This is a genomic window from Brevibacillus centrosporus (assembly GCF_046622605.1).
GTDB classification, from domain to species: Bacteria; Bacillota; Bacilli; order Brevibacillales; family Brevibacillaceae; genus Brevibacillus; species Brevibacillus centrosporus.
The window spans coordinates 2,042,768-2,059,485 of the sequence record NZ_CP176856.1; the positions used below are offsets into that span (position 1 = coordinate 2,042,768).

Genomic DNA, 16,718 nt, shown 5'->3' on the forward strand with positions numbered 1-16,718 from the left:
CCATGGAAGGTGTGTAGCACTTGGAATGCAGCACCCAGGAACCTCCCGGAGTATGGGGAGCGGTATGTTGAGAAAGTAGCTAACGGAACTGGGGAGACCCTCCCCTGCACGCTCCGTTGGAGCGTAAAGCGGAATCCTATAACCGAAAGGGAAATGGAGGACGGCAGGAAGGGAGTCGGAGGGGTTCATAGTACCGATGAAGTAGAGACAACAAAACTCTATGGAGAGAAGGAGCCCTGCTTTGTTCAAGAGTTGAAAGGAGGTAAGAGTGAGTGAATGCAAGTAAACTTGCTAACTACACCGATGCAAAAGCTCGACAACTTTGGACAACTCTATATCTTTGTGCCAAGGAAAAGCCAAAACGGCGGTTTCATGCTCTGTACGACAAAGTATACAGACCAGACATTCTTGCAGAAGCTTGGCGTAGAGTACGAGCCAATAAAGGAAGTGGCGGAGTGGATGGTCAAACGATAGATAAGATTGTGCATGAGTATGGAGAGAGTAAATTCCTTAATGAAATTTATCTCGACCTAAAGAGAAATCAGTATCATCCAGCACCGGTACGGCGTACTTACATTCCGAAAGCGGATGGGAAACAAAGACCACTCGGAATCCCAACTATTCGAGACAGGGTTGTTCAGATGGCGACAAAGATGGTCATTGAGCCAGTCTTTGAAGCGGACTTTAAAGATTGCTCATACGGATTTCGCCCAAAACGTAACGCTCATCAAGCGATTGCACAAATCAGGAAAGCAAGTAAAAATGCTTACTGGGTGGTTGATGCAGACATCAAAGGGTACTTTGACAACATCAATCAGGAGAAGCTGATGAAGTTAGTTGAGCAGAGGATTTCTGACCGTAGGGTACTAAAGCTGATTCGGAACTGGCTACAAGCAGGCGTGATGGAAGATGTACAGTTTCATGACACCGAATTGGGTACTCCGCAAGGAGGAGTCATTTCCCCACTGTTAGCCAACATCTATCTCAACTACATGGATACGGTATGGGGAAAGCAATTTGCCCATTTGGGAAAACTGATTCGATATGCCGATGACTTCGTCATCATGTGCAAAACGAAAAAGGATGCCATGGAAAGTATTCAGGTCATTAAAGCTATTATGGACAAATTGGATCTTGCACTTAGTAAGGACAAGTCTCGACTGGTCAACATCTGGGATAATACTTCGGGCTTTGATTTCCTTGGTCTACATCACCGGAAATTTCCGGTCCTTAACAAGGGCGGATCGAAGGTGTTTGTCATGTCCCATATTCCGAGTAAGAAAGCTATGAAGGAAATGCGCCGGAAAATAAAAGTGTATACCGAACCTCGCAGCAAGTTGTATTGGTCGTTAACGGAGTTAGTACAGGGGCTAAATCGAAAACTTCAAGGCTTCAAGAACTACTACTCGCTATCGCCAATAGCTGCAAGATGGTTAAATCGGATTGACTGGTATGTTATTGAAAGGCTTACCCTTTTCGTTAACAAGAAAAGGAATGTGCGAAAGAAACACTCGTGGGAAGGAAAAGTCATTAAAGATACTCAAGGAATACTTGTGAAACTTGCCGGATAAGCAGTGCCGAATGCCAAAGAAAGAAGAACATCGGAAAGCCGTATGAGGGAAAACCTCACGTACGGTTTGATGAGGGGGAGCTGAAACAAGTAAGGCGACCTCAAGGTCGCCCGAAAGTTTCAGTTTTCTACTCTACAGATAAAATGATCCGTTGCTTGTCATTGTCAAGTTTTCTTTGATGGAATGGAAATGCACGTTCGCTTTTTGGGTGCTTTGTGTTACAGTAGAAGGTAGAATCTTTGTACACGGAGTGTGGGCCATGCGCATCTTAGGAATTGACCCCGGTATTGCTATTGTAGGATTTGGGGTGTTGGATAAACAGGGAAGCCAGCTTCGTCCTGTACAGTACGGAAGCATTCAGACCGAGGCGGGATTGCCTGTTCCTCTGCGCCTGAAACAGATTTTCGAAGCGATGCAAAGCTTGATAAGCACTTTTCAGCCAGATGAAATGTCCGTAGAGAAGCTCTTTTTCAACAAGAACGTAACGACTGCCTTCACAGTAGGCCAAGCGCGTGGCGTGATCTTGCTCGCAGCAGAGCTGGCAGGTGTGCCCGTATACGAGTACACTCCCATGCAGGTAAAACAGGCTGTGACCGGTTACGGGGGAGCAGAGAAAAAACAGATTCAGGAAATGACGAAGCTGCTCTTGCGCTTAAAGGAAGTGCCCAAGCCTGACGATGTGGCGGATGCGCTGGGAATTGCCATTACGCACGCTCAGTTCCGCGCGTTCATTTCCATTTCGGAGGGAGTTCAGAAATGATTGATTTTGTCGAAGGTACATTGTGTTACCTGGATTCTGAATACATAGTGCTTGAGACGGGAGGGATCGGCTATCGTCTGTTCTGCCCGAATCCGTATCAGTTTGTCCGCTATGAAGGAAGCAGGACGAAGCTGTACACCCATCATCATGTACGCGAGGATGCGATCCTGCTTTACGGGTTTGCTACGCGCGACGATCGTGACTTGTTCCGCAAGCTGCTCGATGTGAACGGGATCGGCCCAAAAGGTGCGCTGGCGATTCTCGCTGCTGCGACACCAGAGCAAATCGTCATGGCTGTCCAACAGGAAAACGTGACGTATTTGACGAAATTCCCGGGTATCGGGAAAAAGACGGCGCAACGTATTATTTTGGATTTGAAGGATAAGCTGGTCGGTTATACACCATCTGCAATTTTGACTGTAGCGGCAGGGGATTTGACGGCAGGAGAGTCTGCTGTGTCTGCTTTAAACGAAGCTTTAGATGCCTTGACCGCCCTCGGCTATTCGGATGGCGAGCTGCAAAAAATCAGAAATGCGCTTTCCGAAAAGTCCAAAGAAGGCGATGGTGTGGAAAAGCTCATCAAGCAAGGACTTGCTTTGCTCATGAGGGGGTAGGATCTTGGACCAGCGAATTATTACGACGCAAATGGATTGGGAAGAGGATGCGGCGGAGCTTAGCCTACGCCCGCGCTATTTAAACGAATACATTGGACAGCAGCACGTAAAGGAAAATCTGAAGATCTTTATCGAGGCTGCCAAAATGCGCAAAGAATCGTTGGATCATGTGCTGCTGTACGGCCCGCCTGGCTTGGGGAAAACGACTCTGTCGCAGATCATTGCAAACGAACTCGGCGTAAACATCCGCACGACTTCGGGGCCAGCGATTGAGAGACCGGGCGACCTGGCAGCGATTTTAACGAATTTGCAAGAAGGCGACGTTTTGTTCATCGACGAGATCCACAGGCTGAATCGCAGCGTTGAGGAAGTTTTGTATCCGGCCATGGAGGATTTTGCCCTGGATATCATCATCGGGAAAGGGCCGAGCGCACGCAGTGTTCGCCTGGATCTGCCGCCGTTTACACTGGTAGGCGCTACGACACGTGCTGGTATGCTGTCTGCACCGCTGCGCGACCGTTTTGGCGTGGTGAATCGTTTGGAGTTTTACACGGTTCCCGAGCTGGCGTTTATCGTCTCACGCGCGTCGGATATCCTACAGGTAGTGATCCGCGAAGGCGGCGCGGAAGAGATCGCGAAACGGTCCAGAGGCACACCGCGTGTGGCGAACCGATTGCTGAAGCGCGTCAGAGACTTCGCGCAGGTAAAAGGGGAAGGCGTCATCACGACGGAAATTGCCAAGGAAGCGCTGGAGCGTCTGCAGGTCGACGCTTGCGGACTGGATCATATCGACCACAAGCTGCTTTTGGCCATCATCGAGCGTTTTGACGGCGGGCCTGTCGGGCTGGATACGATCGCGGCAACCATTGGCGAGGAATCACAAACGATCGAAGACGTTTGCGAGCCGTACCTGATGCAGATTGGCTTTATGCAGCGTACACCGCGCGGAAGGGTCCTAACCCCTAGCGCATACCAACATTTTGGTCGGGAGATGAAAGCGTGAATCCGATAGCCAAGCTTTTGATTATCGGGGGTGCCATTTTGATTGTGATCGGGCTCTTGTGGCAGATAGGCGGGCGATTTTTCCCCCTTGGCCGCTTGCCTGGTGACATCGTGGTCGAAAAGGAAAACGTGAGGTTCTACTTTCCGGTGGTCACTTGTATTGTCATCAGCATCGTGCTTTCCCTGGCGACTTATTTGTTTCGGCTGTTCAAATAAAAACCATTGGGGCTTGTTCCCAATGGTTTTTTTACGTTGATTTTAGAGGGAATGAGGAATCAGCCAGGTCCCAAATTATGAAAAAGGGAAGGAGAACCCGCTCGGTTTGTCGAAAAACATGGGAGTTCATGCCAATTTTCGACGAAACCTAACCTAAGGAAAGGAAGGACAATGGACGACATGTGGAAGAAATGGATGGGAAAAGTCCTTTCAGCGGGGCTAGTGTCAGCTGTGCTTCTCGGGGGGTACACGCCTGCTGACGCAGCAGGGAAGAACATTCGGGTTGCTCTTTTTGTAGATACAGGGCAAGGCTATCGTGGCGTCGTACCAGCTGTCACCCTAACGACAGAAAAAGGAATGGAAGTCACGCTGTCAGGCCCACAAGGGAAAGAAAAGCTCCCAAGCTTGGGAGGAGAAGACGCTCGCTTTCGTGTCGATGAATATCATCTGATCGTGGCGGAAACAGGTGACTGGAATCAAGCGCAGCGGGTAGCGCAGCAAATGAGCCAGCGCAAATATGAGGGCAGCATCCAGGTGGCCAAACGAGGCGGTCAAACTGTGTACCAGGTCGTAAGCGGCACGTATGGCTCCTTCCAAATTGCTGCGAATGCGGCGAAAACCATCGCGCAGGCAACGGGACAACAACCTGCTGTGAAAGGTCCACTCAGACTGGAGGCAGGCCGCTATGGCAGCCTGAAGGAAGCCCAAAGCTGGCAGGAAGTCTTCGCTTCTTCTGGGATTTCTGCCTATCCGGTTCTCGTGGCAGATAACGGTAAAATCGCCTATGCGGTTTGGGTTGGAGACGAAGTCAGCCAAGATGCTTTGAATGCACTCGCGAAAAAGACCTCCGCTGAAGTTCCTGGGTTTTCGTATAAACAAGCGTCAGCGCAGTCCTATGTTGTGCTAAAACAAGACGCATTTGGCTCGAAAAATGATACGATATGGAAGTACGTCTTTTCTCCGCAAGTAAAATTGTCAGTGGAGCCGAAAAAAGCGGGTTCGACTACGGTGATTGGCGTCGTCGAACGGGAACAGCGCACCTATCGCGGGGAAATGGAGCTTTCTGAATACAAAGGAAACCTCACGCTCGTCAATGAGGTGTCCATGGAAGAATATCTGTACGGCGTTGTCGGATCGGAAATGGCTCCAGGCTGGCCCATCGAGGCGTTAAAGGCACAAGCGGTGCTTGCACGAACGCGAGCCGCAGGTGCTGGTAATAAATACGGGGTAGCCAATGTTTCGGATACGGTGTACGAACAAGCCTATTACGGATATACAAAAGAATCCAAAGATATTCGCGAAGCTGTCGATGAGACAGAAGGGGAAGTCATCTACTACAAAGGAAAGATTGCTGAATCCTTGTTTTATTCCAACGCGGGCGGGATGACTGCAGATGGGACGGAAGTATGGGGCAACCCAGTCCCGTATTTGCGACCGGTCATGAGTGATGATACAGAGCCATTGGAAAAGGCAAACATCTGGTACCAGGTATCCTTGAACGATGGGACACTGGGCTACATTCGCAGTGATCTCGTGAAAATGACTGGCGGCAAGAACGCGATGGGCCTTCGCCAGGCAGTCGTGAGCACGTCGAGCACCAATTTGCGTTCAGGGCCAAGTACAGCTTATCATCGAGTGCTGTCCACCCTGCCGACGGGTGCCGAGGTGACGATCGTAACAGAAGAGCCGGAGGAAAATGCGTATTCTTGGACCAGAGGACCCTATACTCCTGCTGAGGTAGCGGGTATGATTAACGCAAACCAAACGAAGAGTAATGCACCGCGCGTCTCCGCTTCTCTGGAAAGCTTGCGGGTCACCGAACGAGGCCCATCCGGACGTGTCGTGGAGATGGAGGCGGACGGTACACGGATTGCAGCCTCCTCACCAGACGCGCATCGCTCCATTTTTACACAAGGGGCAAGCTCCCTGCGCAGCACTCTTTTCGACGTGGAGGAAATGGGGACGTACACGATTTTAGGAGCGGGCGGCAAACGCACGACGTACCCTGCAGGGGGCCGCAGCCTACAGGCAGTCGGTGCGGATGGCTACGCTGATTCAGCGAATGGCTACAGCGACGAATTTCTGATCTATCGCGGAACAGATGATTGGCGTGTAGCCAGCAAGACTCAAAAGTTTCTTTTTAAAGGGACAGGATACGGTCACGGTCTCGGCGTCTCCCAGTACGGAGCAAAAGGGATGGCGCAGAGCGGGTATGACTACAAGGAGATCTTGCAACACTATTACCAGGATGTGACAATCGAAGAGTAGCATCGAGGAAGCACATGAACTGTTTTAAAAGGAGCAAGGACTCGTGGATGTACAACAATTTGATTTTGAACTGCCAGAGCATTTGATTGCCCAGTACCCGCTTCAGGAACGCACTTCTTCCCGGTTGCTGGTGCTAAACAAAAAGACGGGAGATATCCTGCACCAGCGCTTTACTGACCTGATCGAACATTTGGTTCCTGGTGATGTACTCGTGATGAACGATAGCCGGGTCCTTCCCGCTAGGCTGATCGGCGAAAAAACCGATACGGGAGCGAAAATTGAGGTCCTCCTGCTGAAGTCGCTGGGGGATGATCGCTGGGAGACACTCGTCAAGCCGGGAAAACGGATGAAGATAGGGACTGAGGTGGTCTTTGGAAACGGACTTTTGCGCTGCACCTGCGAGGAGGTAACGGAGACAGGAGGACGCATCATCCGATTCCACTATGACGGTATCTTTTACGAGATATTGGATCAGCTGGGCTCGATGCCGCTGCCTCCCTATATTCATGAGCAGCTGGATGATCAGGAGCGCTATCAGACCGTATACGCTCGTGAGCGCGGCTCAGCCGCAGCCCCCACTGCAGGTCTGCACTTTACCAAGCCTTATCTGGAGCAAATCGCGGCTAAAGGAGTTCAGCTCGCTTACGTCACCCTGCATGTAGGTCTAGGGACATTTCGGCCGGTCTCGGCGGGTTCCGTCGAAGAGCACATCATGCATGCCGAGTATTACGAGATCCCAGAAGAAACAGCAGAGATCGTCAACCGTGCCAAAGCAGAGGGAAGACGAGTATTCGCTGTCGGAACGACCTCCTGCCGAACGCTGGAGACAGTCGGCAAGGCAAACGGCGGGAAGCTCACACCGACATCGGGGTGGACGGATATCTTTATTTATCCGGGCTATACGTTCTCGATATTGGATGGGCTACTGACGAACTTTCATTTGCCGAAGTCGACATTGGTCATGCTCGTGAGTGCTTTGGCAGGAAAAGAGAATGTCCTGCGCGCTTATAAGACTGCGGTGGAAGAGGAATACCGCTTCTTCAGCTTCGGGGATGCGATGCTGATTTTGTAACAAAGTAAGCACATTCGTAATTGATTATATATCCGGCGGGTTATGTGGGTTTACTTCATTGTGAGATTTTTTTATAATAGGAAAGACTTACATACATAGCTTGAGGAGTGCAAAGAGTTGGCTGTACGCTACGAATTGATCAAAACATGCAAGCAAACCGGTGCACGTCTCGGCAAACTGCATACGCCACATGGGACGATTGACACCCCTGTCTTTATGCCAGTCGGCACCCAGGCAACGGTAAAAACGATGAGTCCAGAAGAACTTAAAGCCATGGGAGCAGGGATTATTCTCAGCAATACGTATCATCTGTTTCTACGTCCTGGACACGAAATTGTCCGAGAGGCTGGAGGACTGCATGGATTCATGAACTGGGATCGTGCTATCCTCACAGATTCTGGGGGATTCCAGGTCTTTAGTTTGAGCAATTTGCGCAAAATAACAGAAGAGGGTGTTTCTTTCCGGTCCCATCTCAATGGGGAAAAGCTGTTTATCGGTCCGGAAGAAGCTACTCACATTCAAAATGCATTAGGTGCCGATATTTTTATGGCGTTTGATGAATGCGCACCGTATCCTGCAGAGTACGATTACGTTCAGAAATCGATGGAGCGTACGACTCGCTGGGCAGAGCGTTGCTTGAAAGCACATACCCGTCCAAATGAGCAGGCCTTATTCGGTATTGTTCAAGGCGGGATGTACCACGATTTGCGCGCCCAAAGCGCACGTGATCTCGTTTCCATGGATTTCCCAGGTTATGCGATCGGTGGATTGAGTGTAGGAGAGCCCTTCTCTTTGATGTACGAGGTACTGGAAAGCACAGTTCCGTTGCTGCCGACGGGCAAACCTCGCTACTTGATGGGAGTGGGGTCGCCAGATGCATTGATTGACGGTGCGATTCGCGGCATCGACATGTTTGACTGCGTGTTGCCGACACGTATTGCCCGAAATGGGACATGCATGACGAGCCAAGGACGCTTGGTGATTCGCAATGCGAAGTACGCGCGCGATTTCACTCCGCTTGATCCAAACTGTGATTGCTATACCTGCAAGAATTACACCCGTGCTTACATCCGACATCTGGTCAAGTCGGAGGAAACCTTTGGCATACGCTTGACCACGTATCATAATCTGCACTTCCTCGTGAAGCTGATGGAAAATGTACGCCAAGCAATTGCCGAAGACCGTTTGCAAGATTTCCGCGACCAGTTTTTCGCTCAATATGGATTGGGTGAAGATAGATCTTTTTAATCGAGGGGGATTTACATGGATGGCTTAACTAATTTTTTACCGATTATCATCATGTTCGCGATTTTCTACTTCTTGCTGATTCGTCCTCAGCAAAAGAAAGCCAAACAGCGTAATGCCATGCTGGCTGCTGTGAAAAAAGGCGACAAGATCGTTACGATCGGCGGTATGCACGGAACGATTCAAGAGCTGTCAGATGACACCGTTACCCTTCGTGTAGCTCACAATGTAAACATCACGTTTGACCGTGGTGCAATCAACAGCGTGACGTCTGCAAGTGCAGCTGCTCCTGCAAAAACAGAACCAGCGAAAGCTGAGCCTGCGAAAGCGGAAGAAGCAACAGAAGAAGCAAAATAAGAATGAAAAAAGCAGGTGGGGTAGCCCGCCTGCTTTTTTGCATCTGTTGAGAAGGAAGAGAGGATCAGCGTCTTGTCTTGATTCCTTTGGGCTTATGGCCGGAGTTGATGGAGTTTACCCCCAGAATACCGCCGAGCCCCGCAAGGACAAAGGCAGCAGCCAAATAAAGAATGGTTCCCCATTGCATGGGTGCATCAAAGCCGAGGAAGCCGATGAGCAGAACGACGATGAAATAAGTGAGTCCAGTCAATCCGCCGTAGTACCAGCCTTTTCCCCCGCAGCGACGCCCGGTGACGTAGCCGCCGATCAGAAGTCCGATCGCATTGATGAAGTACGTAAAGTAGGGGAGTGAGCTTTCGCGTACATTGGTGAAGCTAAGGAGAAAGGTAGCGAGCAGCGCTCCGATCAAGACGAGACCGAGCGTATACAAAAGACCTGTTAGTACAGAGGTGGAAGCACTCCGCACGGTATTACCCCCTCACTGGTCAACTGTTTGTACCATCTATATGAGAAGCTTGGCTTACGTATTCATCTTCGCGTTGAACATTGAAAGGAATTTTCGTATGATGGATGGGGAATGAGACGGGGGTGAAGAAGAATGATTAAAACGTACTTTTACAACCACTCAGAACAGAAGATGTTCCATGATGTAGATCTGGCCACCAAAGATCAATGGCTGAAGTCACCGGAGGATCTGCTCTGGATCGATCTGTATGATGTGGGAAATAACGAACTTCCCTATATTGCCAAGATATTCGACTTCCACCCGCTGGCAATTGAGGACTGTCTGCACGTCAGTCCGCGTGCCAAGGTAGACAAATACGACGACTACTACTTCTTCGTCTTCCACGCCCTGCGTTACAACGAGGAGAGCGACGATGAAATTACTACGGTAGAACTGAACGTGTTTCTCGGTCCGAACTACATTGTGACCATCCACAAATCCCCGATGAACACCATCGGAAGGATCGCAGCGATGTGTCACCGCAACATCTCGTACTTGAATCGGGGCCCGGATTATCTGCTCTATGCCATTGTAGACGGCATCACGGATGAATACTTTCCGATCATTGACCGAATCAGTGTGCGGATTGACGAGCTGGAGGACGAGATTTATGAGCACCAAATGGAGGAAATTACGGAAGAGTTCCTGGCATTGAAGCGAACGATTATTTTGATTCGTCGCGTGATTATGCCGCAAAAAAGGATCTTCGCAAACGTAAATGGCCGCTATTCCTTCGACATATCCGAGGAAAACGTTCCGTTCTACAGTGACCTGACAGACCACTTGGAGAGGATTTCCGATTCGACGGAGACCTTCCGGGATTTGGTGAACGGTGCACTTGACACGTATTACACCATCATTAGCGCAAAGACAACGGAGACGATGCGCGTCCTCACCATTATCTCCACGATTATCCTCCCGCTGACGTTTATTACCGGCTTGTTCGGGATGAATACGTTCGCCTGGCTGGGTGAAGAAGCAGAGCCTTACATGTTAGTCGTAGCCCTGGTCATCATGCTAGGGATGACCTTTGCCATGCTCCATATTTTCCGCAAGCGCAAGTGGCTGTAATTGGCGGTAATAGTTGTGCGCCCCCTGCTAAAGAATAGTATCAAATGTTCTGTGGGGGGCGTTTCGCATGGAAGACATGACAACAGCGTTACTACGCACCCTGTTTTCGTACTTTTTTCTCCTGTTGATGCTGCGCGTGATGGGGAAACGGGAGCTGGGGAAGCTGTCTGTATTTGATGTTGTCATTTCCATTATGCTAGCGGAAATGGCAGTTCTGGCTATCGAGGAAATCGAGAAGCCAGCGATACTGTTCTACATACCGATGCTGCTGATTGGACTTCTGGAGTTTCTCATGGCGTACATCTCGCTGAAAAGCAAAAAAGTCCGGGATGTGGTAGACGGATCGGCGGATCTCATCATCGAGAATGGGGAAATTCGGGAAGCAGCGATGAAGCGTAATCGGCTGAACATGGACGATCTCATGGTCCATCTGCGCCAAAAAAACGTCAAAAACATTGCAGACGTCGAATTTGCCTTGCTGGAGCCAACCGGCCAAATGAGCGTTTTTTTAAAAGAGCGCAAAGATCCTGTCACCCGTGAGGATCTAGGGCTATTTGAACGGGAACCGGTTGGACCCGTATCTTATAAAGGACTGCCCATTCCCTTGATCCTGGACGGACGGATTCGCAAGGAAGCTCTGAACAAAATCGGACAAAACGAGCTGTGGCTCAAACGAGAGATACGAAAGTACGGTATTCGGGATATCCGGGACGTATCTTTCTGCAGTATCGATGAACATGGGATCATCTATCTCGACAAAAAAGACAAACCGCCGCTGCAATAGCTCTAGCGGCGGGGGAAAAAGATGGACAGCTGCTCGCCAATCCAGGGGATTCGGCGAACGTCTTGTTTTCCCAGAACTCTCATCGCAACGAGGAGCACGACGTAGAGCACCGTGCTTGCCATTGTGCAGGCAAGCAGAAGCTGTCCTACCGTAACATCCGTAAACCAGTGCTTCGCCATGTAGGATCCGGAGTAACCCATGGCGAGCATGGCTGCACCGATTTTTCCGAACTCTTTGACATCGATTGTAAATCCAATTTTTTTGATCAGACTCGCAAAGTGGAGAAGGGTCACGAGGGTGATACCGATGTTCAGCGCGATGACCGTGCCGTAAATTCCAAAGCTCGGCTGGGCGGTAAAGAGAAACATGGCAGCGGTTTTGACGATGGCGCCGATCAGGGTGTTGCGAAAGACGACCTGGGCGTAATCAAGGCCTTGCAGAGCGGCTGCCAGCGGTGCTTGAAAAAAGAGGAAGACAGAAAAAGGCGCCATCTGTTTTAGCAAATATCCGACTTCATGAAACTGTTCACCGTAAATCAGGCCGCAAAGCGGCTCCGCAAAAACGGTCAGCAATACCGTGCACGGTGCTCCTATCACGAGTGTAATCCGCATTGATTGATAGATGCGTCGATGCACGAGGGGAGCATTATTTTGAAAGGCGGCTTCCGCAACGGCAGGAACGAGGGAAACGGATAAGGAATACGTAAGAAAAGTCGGGAACGTCAAGAGTGGTACGGCCATTCCTGCAAACTGCCCGTACAGTCCGGTGGCATTTGCAGTCGTAAAACCGGCCATGACCAGAGCAAGAGGTACAAGCATTGGCTCTAGGACGTAGGCAATCGAGCCAATAATGCGGCTCATCGTTACAGGAAGCGCGACATGAATCAGTTGGCGCAGGCTTGCACTGTGTGCGGAGACTCCTTGTAGGAAAGGCTTTCTCAGGAGCAGCGCAGCCGTCTTCTTGCTGCCTTTTCGATACTGCCACAGGATGTAAAGGAGGCCAGCTGCTTCCCCGAAAATGATACTGGCTACCGCTCCTGCTGTTGCATACTCGACGCCATGCGACATAAAGGAGATGGTCATCACGACGACGAGCGCCATTCGAACGATCTGCTCGATCAGCTGTGAAACCGCGGTAGGTATCATGTTCTGTTTGCCTTGGAAGTACCCGCGAAGGACCAGGGAAATGCTGGAGATAGGGATCACTGGGATGGCGGCCAGCATCACGATGTGAGCCCGAGGGTCGGCAAACAAGCCGCTCGCGATCCACGTGGAAAACAGCAGCAAAACGGAGCAGATGACGAGACTGATGCCACCTGCGACGGACAACGCCAGGAGGAGAAAGCGGCGCGTCAGTCGGGGGTTGTTGGCCGCTTCGGTTTCTGCAACTTGCTTGGCGATTGCAACAGGCAGCCCAAATGTGGTCAATGTGATCAGAAAGTACAAGAGGGGCACGACCATTTGATAGAGCCCCATTCCTTCTGCACCAATGATGCGGGAGAGAACGATTCGGTGAGCAAAGCCAAATACTTTCGTGATGCCGCCAGCGATGATGAGGATAACCGTCCCGTAAAAGAATGACTGTCTCATGGAGGGCTCCTTTGCAAAGGAAATTCACTTATTAAAGAATATGGACGTGCCACAGTCGGCATGACTACTTTGGGGAGGGAAACAAAAGATGGACCAAGCGGAAAAAGATGGTTGGTTTCGGCAGGTTTCAGAGATTTGCCAGAGTAAAGCTGAAGAATTTTCCTTTCTTGGCTATGAAAATGTGACAGCAAAAGACATATGGGAATGCGTCAGCCATCCGTACAAGGAGATCCCGCCGATGCATCGCCTAGTCAACGATGTTCTGTCCCTAAAACCCAATAAGTACATGAATTACCTCATGATTCAAATGTATAAAAACTCATAATGAAACTTCTTTGTCGCACATTCGTATGAACGGAAATGTGCATGCAACGGCAAGGGGTTGGTTACCATGGTTCGCTTTTCCAGCAATAATTGACACGTTTTTTCATACTTCGCTATAATGGGCATACTGGTTTCTCGTCAAGGGACGGGACCCTGTTACGAAAGAGGGGTATTACTGCGATGATAAAATGGGGAAGATTCCTCCTGTTCCTGGTTGTTGTAGCCTTGCTAGGTACATTGGTAGCAACGACGACCACGCAGGTGGCAGGCAAGATCACACTCGGTCTGGACCTTCAAGGCGGTTTTGAAATTCTGTATGAAGTAGAGCCGCTAGAAGCTGGACACCAGGTTGATATTGAATTGCTCAAATCAACCGCACACATGATTGAGAAACGGATTAACATTGGCGGCGTGGTGGAGCCTGTTATCGATACAGAATTGCCGAACCGTATCCGTGTGAAGATCGCTTCACAATCCGCCGACCAGGACAAGCTTCGCGAGCTGATCGGTAAACCTGCAGTTCTGACTTTCCGTGACGAATCGGGTAAAGTCATTCTCCGCGGTAGCGACTTGGCTCCAAATGGTGCGGCTGTCGGCTACGATGATTTGAAACGCCCATTGGTAACAGTGAAATTCTCTGATTCGAAAAAACTGGAAGATGTTACGCGCGCAAATCTGCATAAACGCATGGCGATCTTCCTGGATGAAAACCTGCAAACCAACCCGACCATTCAGTCGGTCATTACGGGTGGCAGTGCACAAATCACTGGGGACTACACACAGGAATCCGCACAAGAGCTGGCTGACCTGCTGAACTCTGGGGCGATGCCTGCCAAGCTGGTTGAGAAGCAGGTAACCTCTGTGGGAGCTTCCTTGGGTGCTCTTGCTCTGCAAAAAACGATTTATGCCGGTTATATCGGTGCCGCTTTGATTTTCCTGTTTATGGTGCTCGTGTACCGTATGCCAGGTATGATCGCAAACATTACTTTGGCGGGCTTCACGTACTTCTGTTTGGTTGTTCTGGACTGGATGGATGCTACACTGACGCTGCCAGGTATCGCTGGTTTCATTCTCTCGATCGGTATCGCTGTGGACGCGAACATCATTACGTACGAGCGAATTCAAGAAGAAATCCGTTCTGGCAAAACAATCCTGTCGGCTTTCCGTGCAGGTGAGCGCCGTTCCTTGATCACGATTTTGGACGCGCATATCACGACCTTGATTGCAACTGGGGTACTTTTCTACTTCGGGACAAGCTCCATCCAAGGCTTCGCGGTTGTCCTTGCCATGACGATTGTTGTGAGTATCATCACCAACGTGTTCGGGTCTCGATTCCTCCTCTGGCTGGTAGTCCGCTCCAACATGTTTAAAAAGCCGTTCTGGTTCGGAGTAAAGGAGAGTGAGATCGGTGAGCTTTAATAATCAAGACACGGTTGTCCGATTTGACATCGTAAAAAACCGACGGAAGTTTTTTATCGGATCTTCCGCTATTATCATTTTAGGCTTGCTATTCATCTTGATCCAAGGACTTCACTTGGGCGTAGATTTTAAGGCAGGTACTCGTCTTGACCTTTACATCGGGAAAGAGTTCAAGCCGGCTGATGTAGAGGCGGTTATCAAGGAGAAAATCCCGAATGTGACTTTCTCCCCAGTAACGACTTATGGTACGTATCAAGCTTTCACTCGCTTTGATCAAACGGTTTCCTCCGATACGATGAGTACGGTTGAGCAAGCGTTGAAAGCAAAGTATGGAGACCAAGTGAACAAACAGGTGTCCACAGTTGACCCGAGTATCGCGAGGGAAATGGTGAAAAAGGCAGCTATTGCGGTCGCAATCGCTGCTGTCGGGATTGTTATCTACGTTGCCATCCGTTTCCAATGGCTTTTCGGGGTGGCGACAGTCGCGGGTCTTTTGCATGACGTGTTCATTCCGATTGCCATCTTCTCGGTATTGGGACTTGAGGTCGACTTGACCTTTATCGCAGCATTGCTGACCATTCTGGGTTACTCAATCAACGATAAAATCGTTATTTTTGACCGGATTCGGGAAAATCTGAGAACCATGAAGTCCAAAAGTGTCGAAGATCTGGAGCATCTGGTCAACGTATCCCTCTGGCAAACCATGCGTCGTTCCGTTTACACGGTAGCGACTGTGTTCTTTACCGTTTTGGCCATTGCTATATTGGGGAGCGAAAGTATTCGCAACTTCTCCCTGGCTCTGTTGTTCGGACTGGTGAGCGGTACCTATTCTTCGATCTTTATCGCAGCGCAAATTTGGGTAAACTTAAAAGAACGGAATATGCTAAAGAAGAAAGCAAACTCGTAAGAGAACAGCTTTCCCATCAGCGTAACCGAAGTGCCGCGGGGGATCTCCCCGCGGTTTTCTACTCTCATAAGGGTTTTCGACAAAGGGGGCATTACGATCGTGGATGATCGATTGGCAAAAGCGCAGTTTGGGGCGTGGGTCGGGATCGTGGGGAATCTCGCATTGGCAGCCGTAAAGCTCGTCATTGGACTCGCTGCCAAGTCACAAGCGCTCATTGCGGATTCTGTTCATTCGGCTTCAGATGTGGTTGGATCGGTGGCTGTCTTGATTGGCTTGCGTGCAGCGGAACGTCCTCCGGATGAAGATCATCCCTATGGACACGGGAAGGCAGAGTCTGTCTCTGCGATCATCGTGTCAGTGCTGCTGGCCATCGTCGGATTTGAGATTGGGATGTCGTCCATCAAGTCGTTCTTTGCCCCAGTAGAAGCTCCTGGTTTTTTGGCTGTATGGGCTGCGATCGGTTCCATGATCGTCAAAGAGTGGATGTTTCGTTACAAGTACAACCTCGGTAAAAAGCTGAACAGCCAATCTTTGATCGCGAATGCGTGGGAGCATCGCTCGGATGTGTATTCGTCTTTTGCGGCGCTCGTAGGGATTGGGGGAGCCATATTAGGGGATCGGGCAGGCGTTTCGTGGATGCTGTACCTGGATCCGGCTGCTGGTATTTTCGTCTCCGCTCTTGTTCTGAAAATGTCGTACAATATCTTGATGGAATCCATTCACAGTACTCTGGACCATGTGCTTCACGAGGATGATGCATTGCCTTTTCGCGAGTGCATAGAGGGCGTGAAGGGTGTTTTGCGAGTCGATTCGCTGCGAGCCAGGGAACACGGCCATTATCTCATTATTGATGTGAAGATCGGGGTAGATCCGCATATGACGGTGGAAGAAGGCCATCGTATAGGCAAGCAGGTCAAGCATGCGCTGCTGGAAAAGTTTTCACAGGTGCGTGACGTATTCGTCCACATCAATCCCTTTGATGCAGGCTCGGATAGACAAGTGTAGAATACTGAT

17 protein-coding genes are annotated in these 16,718 nt (G+C 50.1%); 15 read left to right on the forward strand and 2 right to left on the reverse strand.

Features of this window, described 5'->3' with window-relative positions; all coding sequences use genetic code 11:
* Positions 1–272 precede the first annotated feature (272 nt).
* The 9 genes from ltrA to yajC all read left to right on the forward strand — a co-directional run bounded on the left by ltrA (position 273) and on the right by yajC (position 9,105).
* Positions 273–1,571 (forward strand): group II intron reverse transcriptase/maturase, encoded by a 1,299-nt coding sequence (ltrA, locus tag ACLIN2_RS10475; protein WP_411501843.1) that lies wholly within the window; start codon positions 273–275, stop codon positions 1,569–1,571.
* A gap of 259 nt (positions 1,572–1,830) precedes the next feature.
* The gene (gene ruvC / locus ACLIN2_RS10480) at positions 1,831–2,331 is read left to right on the forward strand and encodes a crossover junction endodeoxyribonuclease RuvC (protein ID WP_411503996.1); all 501 of its coding nucleotides are present in this window, start codon (positions 1,831–1,833) and stop codon (positions 2,329–2,331) included.
* A complete protein-coding gene (gene ruvA / locus ACLIN2_RS10485; RefSeq protein WP_122924819.1) occupies positions 2,328–2,945 on the forward strand; it encodes a Holliday junction branch migration protein RuvA in 618 nt (205 codons plus the stop codon). Before ruvC ends, ruvA begins: the two co-directional genes overlap by 4 nt.
* A gap of 4 nt (positions 2,946–2,949) precedes the next feature.
* Complete coding sequence (gene ruvB / locus ACLIN2_RS10490) at positions 2,950–3,948, forward strand: Holliday junction branch migration DNA helicase RuvB (RefSeq protein WP_092269493.1); 999 nt, start codon at positions 2,950–2,952, stop codon at positions 3,946–3,948.
* Positions 3,945–4,163 (forward strand): DUF2905 domain-containing protein, encoded by a 219-nt coding sequence (locus ACLIN2_RS10495; RefSeq protein ID WP_092269490.1) that lies wholly within the window; start codon positions 3,945–3,947, stop codon positions 4,161–4,163. The genes ruvB and ACLIN2_RS10495 overlap by 4 nt, the downstream gene beginning before the upstream one ends.
* 171 nt (positions 4,164–4,334) lie before the next feature.
* Entirely contained in the window at positions 4,335–6,431 is a 2,097-nt protein-coding gene (locus tag ACLIN2_RS10500; RefSeq protein ID WP_411503997.1) for a SpoIID/LytB domain-containing protein, read from the forward strand.
* 43 nt (positions 6,432–6,474) lie between these two features.
* The gene (gene queA / locus ACLIN2_RS10505; RefSeq protein WP_411503998.1) at positions 6,475–7,503 is read left to right on the forward strand and encodes a tRNA preQ1(34) S-adenosylmethionine ribosyltransferase-isomerase QueA; all 1,029 of its coding nucleotides are present in this window, start codon (positions 6,475–6,477) and stop codon (positions 7,501–7,503) included.
* Between the two features lie 117 nt (positions 7,504–7,620).
* Positions 7,621–8,751, forward strand: a complete 1,131-nt coding sequence (gene tgt, locus ACLIN2_RS10510; RefSeq protein WP_092269480.1) for a tRNA guanosine(34) transglycosylase Tgt — start codon at positions 7,621–7,623, stop codon at positions 8,749–8,751.
* A 15-nt stretch (positions 8,752–8,766) separates the two neighbouring features.
* Positions 8,767–9,105 carry a preprotein translocase subunit YajC gene (yajC, locus tag ACLIN2_RS10515; protein ID WP_092269476.1) on the forward strand — a complete coding sequence of 113 codons (339 nt, stop codon included), beginning with the start codon at positions 8,767–8,769 and terminating at the stop codon, positions 9,103–9,105.
* A gap of 64 nt (positions 9,106–9,169) precedes the next feature.
* Here the strand turns inward: yajC and ACLIN2_RS10520 are convergent, their stop codons facing one another.
* Entirely contained in the window at positions 9,170–9,571 is a 402-nt protein-coding gene (locus ACLIN2_RS10520) for a TIGR04086 family membrane protein (protein ID WP_092269472.1), read from the reverse strand.
* A 132-nt stretch (positions 9,572–9,703) separates the two neighbouring features.
* Between ACLIN2_RS10520 and corA the strand changes: the two genes are divergently transcribed.
* Together corA and ACLIN2_RS10530 are read left to right on the forward strand one after the other, a co-directional pair.
* On the forward strand, positions 9,704–10,681 hold the full coding sequence (corA, locus tag ACLIN2_RS10525) for a magnesium/cobalt transporter CorA (protein ID WP_055743137.1): 978 nt from the start codon (positions 9,704–9,706) through the stop codon (positions 10,679–10,681).
* 67 nt (positions 10,682–10,748) lie between these two features.
* Positions 10,749–11,465, forward strand: coding sequence for a DUF421 domain-containing protein (locus ACLIN2_RS10530; RefSeq protein WP_411503999.1), 717 nt, complete (start codon positions 10,749–10,751; stop codon positions 11,463–11,465).
* Between the two features lie 2 nt (positions 11,466–11,467).
* On the opposite strand, the gene spoVB is transcribed toward ACLIN2_RS10530, so the two are convergent.
* Positions 11,468–13,054, reverse strand: coding sequence for a stage V sporulation protein B (spoVB, locus tag ACLIN2_RS10535; RefSeq protein WP_092269465.1), 1,587 nt, complete (start codon positions 13,052–13,054; stop codon positions 11,468–11,470).
* A gap of 88 nt (positions 13,055–13,142) precedes the next feature.
* On the opposite strand from spoVB, the gene ACLIN2_RS10540 reads away from it, so the two are divergent.
* The 4 genes from ACLIN2_RS10540 to ACLIN2_RS10555 all read left to right on the forward strand — a co-directional run bounded on the left by ACLIN2_RS10540 (position 13,143) and on the right by ACLIN2_RS10555 (position 16,709).
* The gene (locus tag ACLIN2_RS10540; protein WP_092269461.1) at positions 13,143–13,379 is read left to right on the forward strand and encodes a post-transcriptional regulator; all 237 of its coding nucleotides are present in this window, start codon (positions 13,143–13,145) and stop codon (positions 13,377–13,379) included.
* Between the two features lie 179 nt (positions 13,380–13,558).
* Entirely contained in the window at positions 13,559–14,797 is a 1,239-nt protein-coding gene (secD, locus tag ACLIN2_RS10545; RefSeq protein ID WP_092269458.1) for a protein translocase subunit SecD, read from the forward strand.
* On the forward strand, positions 14,787–15,704 hold the full coding sequence (gene secF / locus ACLIN2_RS10550; RefSeq protein WP_411504000.1) for a protein translocase subunit SecF: 918 nt from the start codon (positions 14,787–14,789) through the stop codon (positions 15,702–15,704). The genes secD and secF overlap by 11 nt, the downstream gene beginning before the upstream one ends.
* Before the next feature lie 99 nt (positions 15,705–15,803).
* Positions 15,804–16,709 carry a cation diffusion facilitator family transporter gene (locus ACLIN2_RS10555; RefSeq protein ID WP_400582681.1) on the forward strand — a complete coding sequence of 302 codons (906 nt, stop codon included), beginning with the start codon at positions 15,804–15,806 and terminating at the stop codon, positions 16,707–16,709.
* The last annotated feature ends 9 nt before the right edge of the window (positions 16,710–16,718 follow it).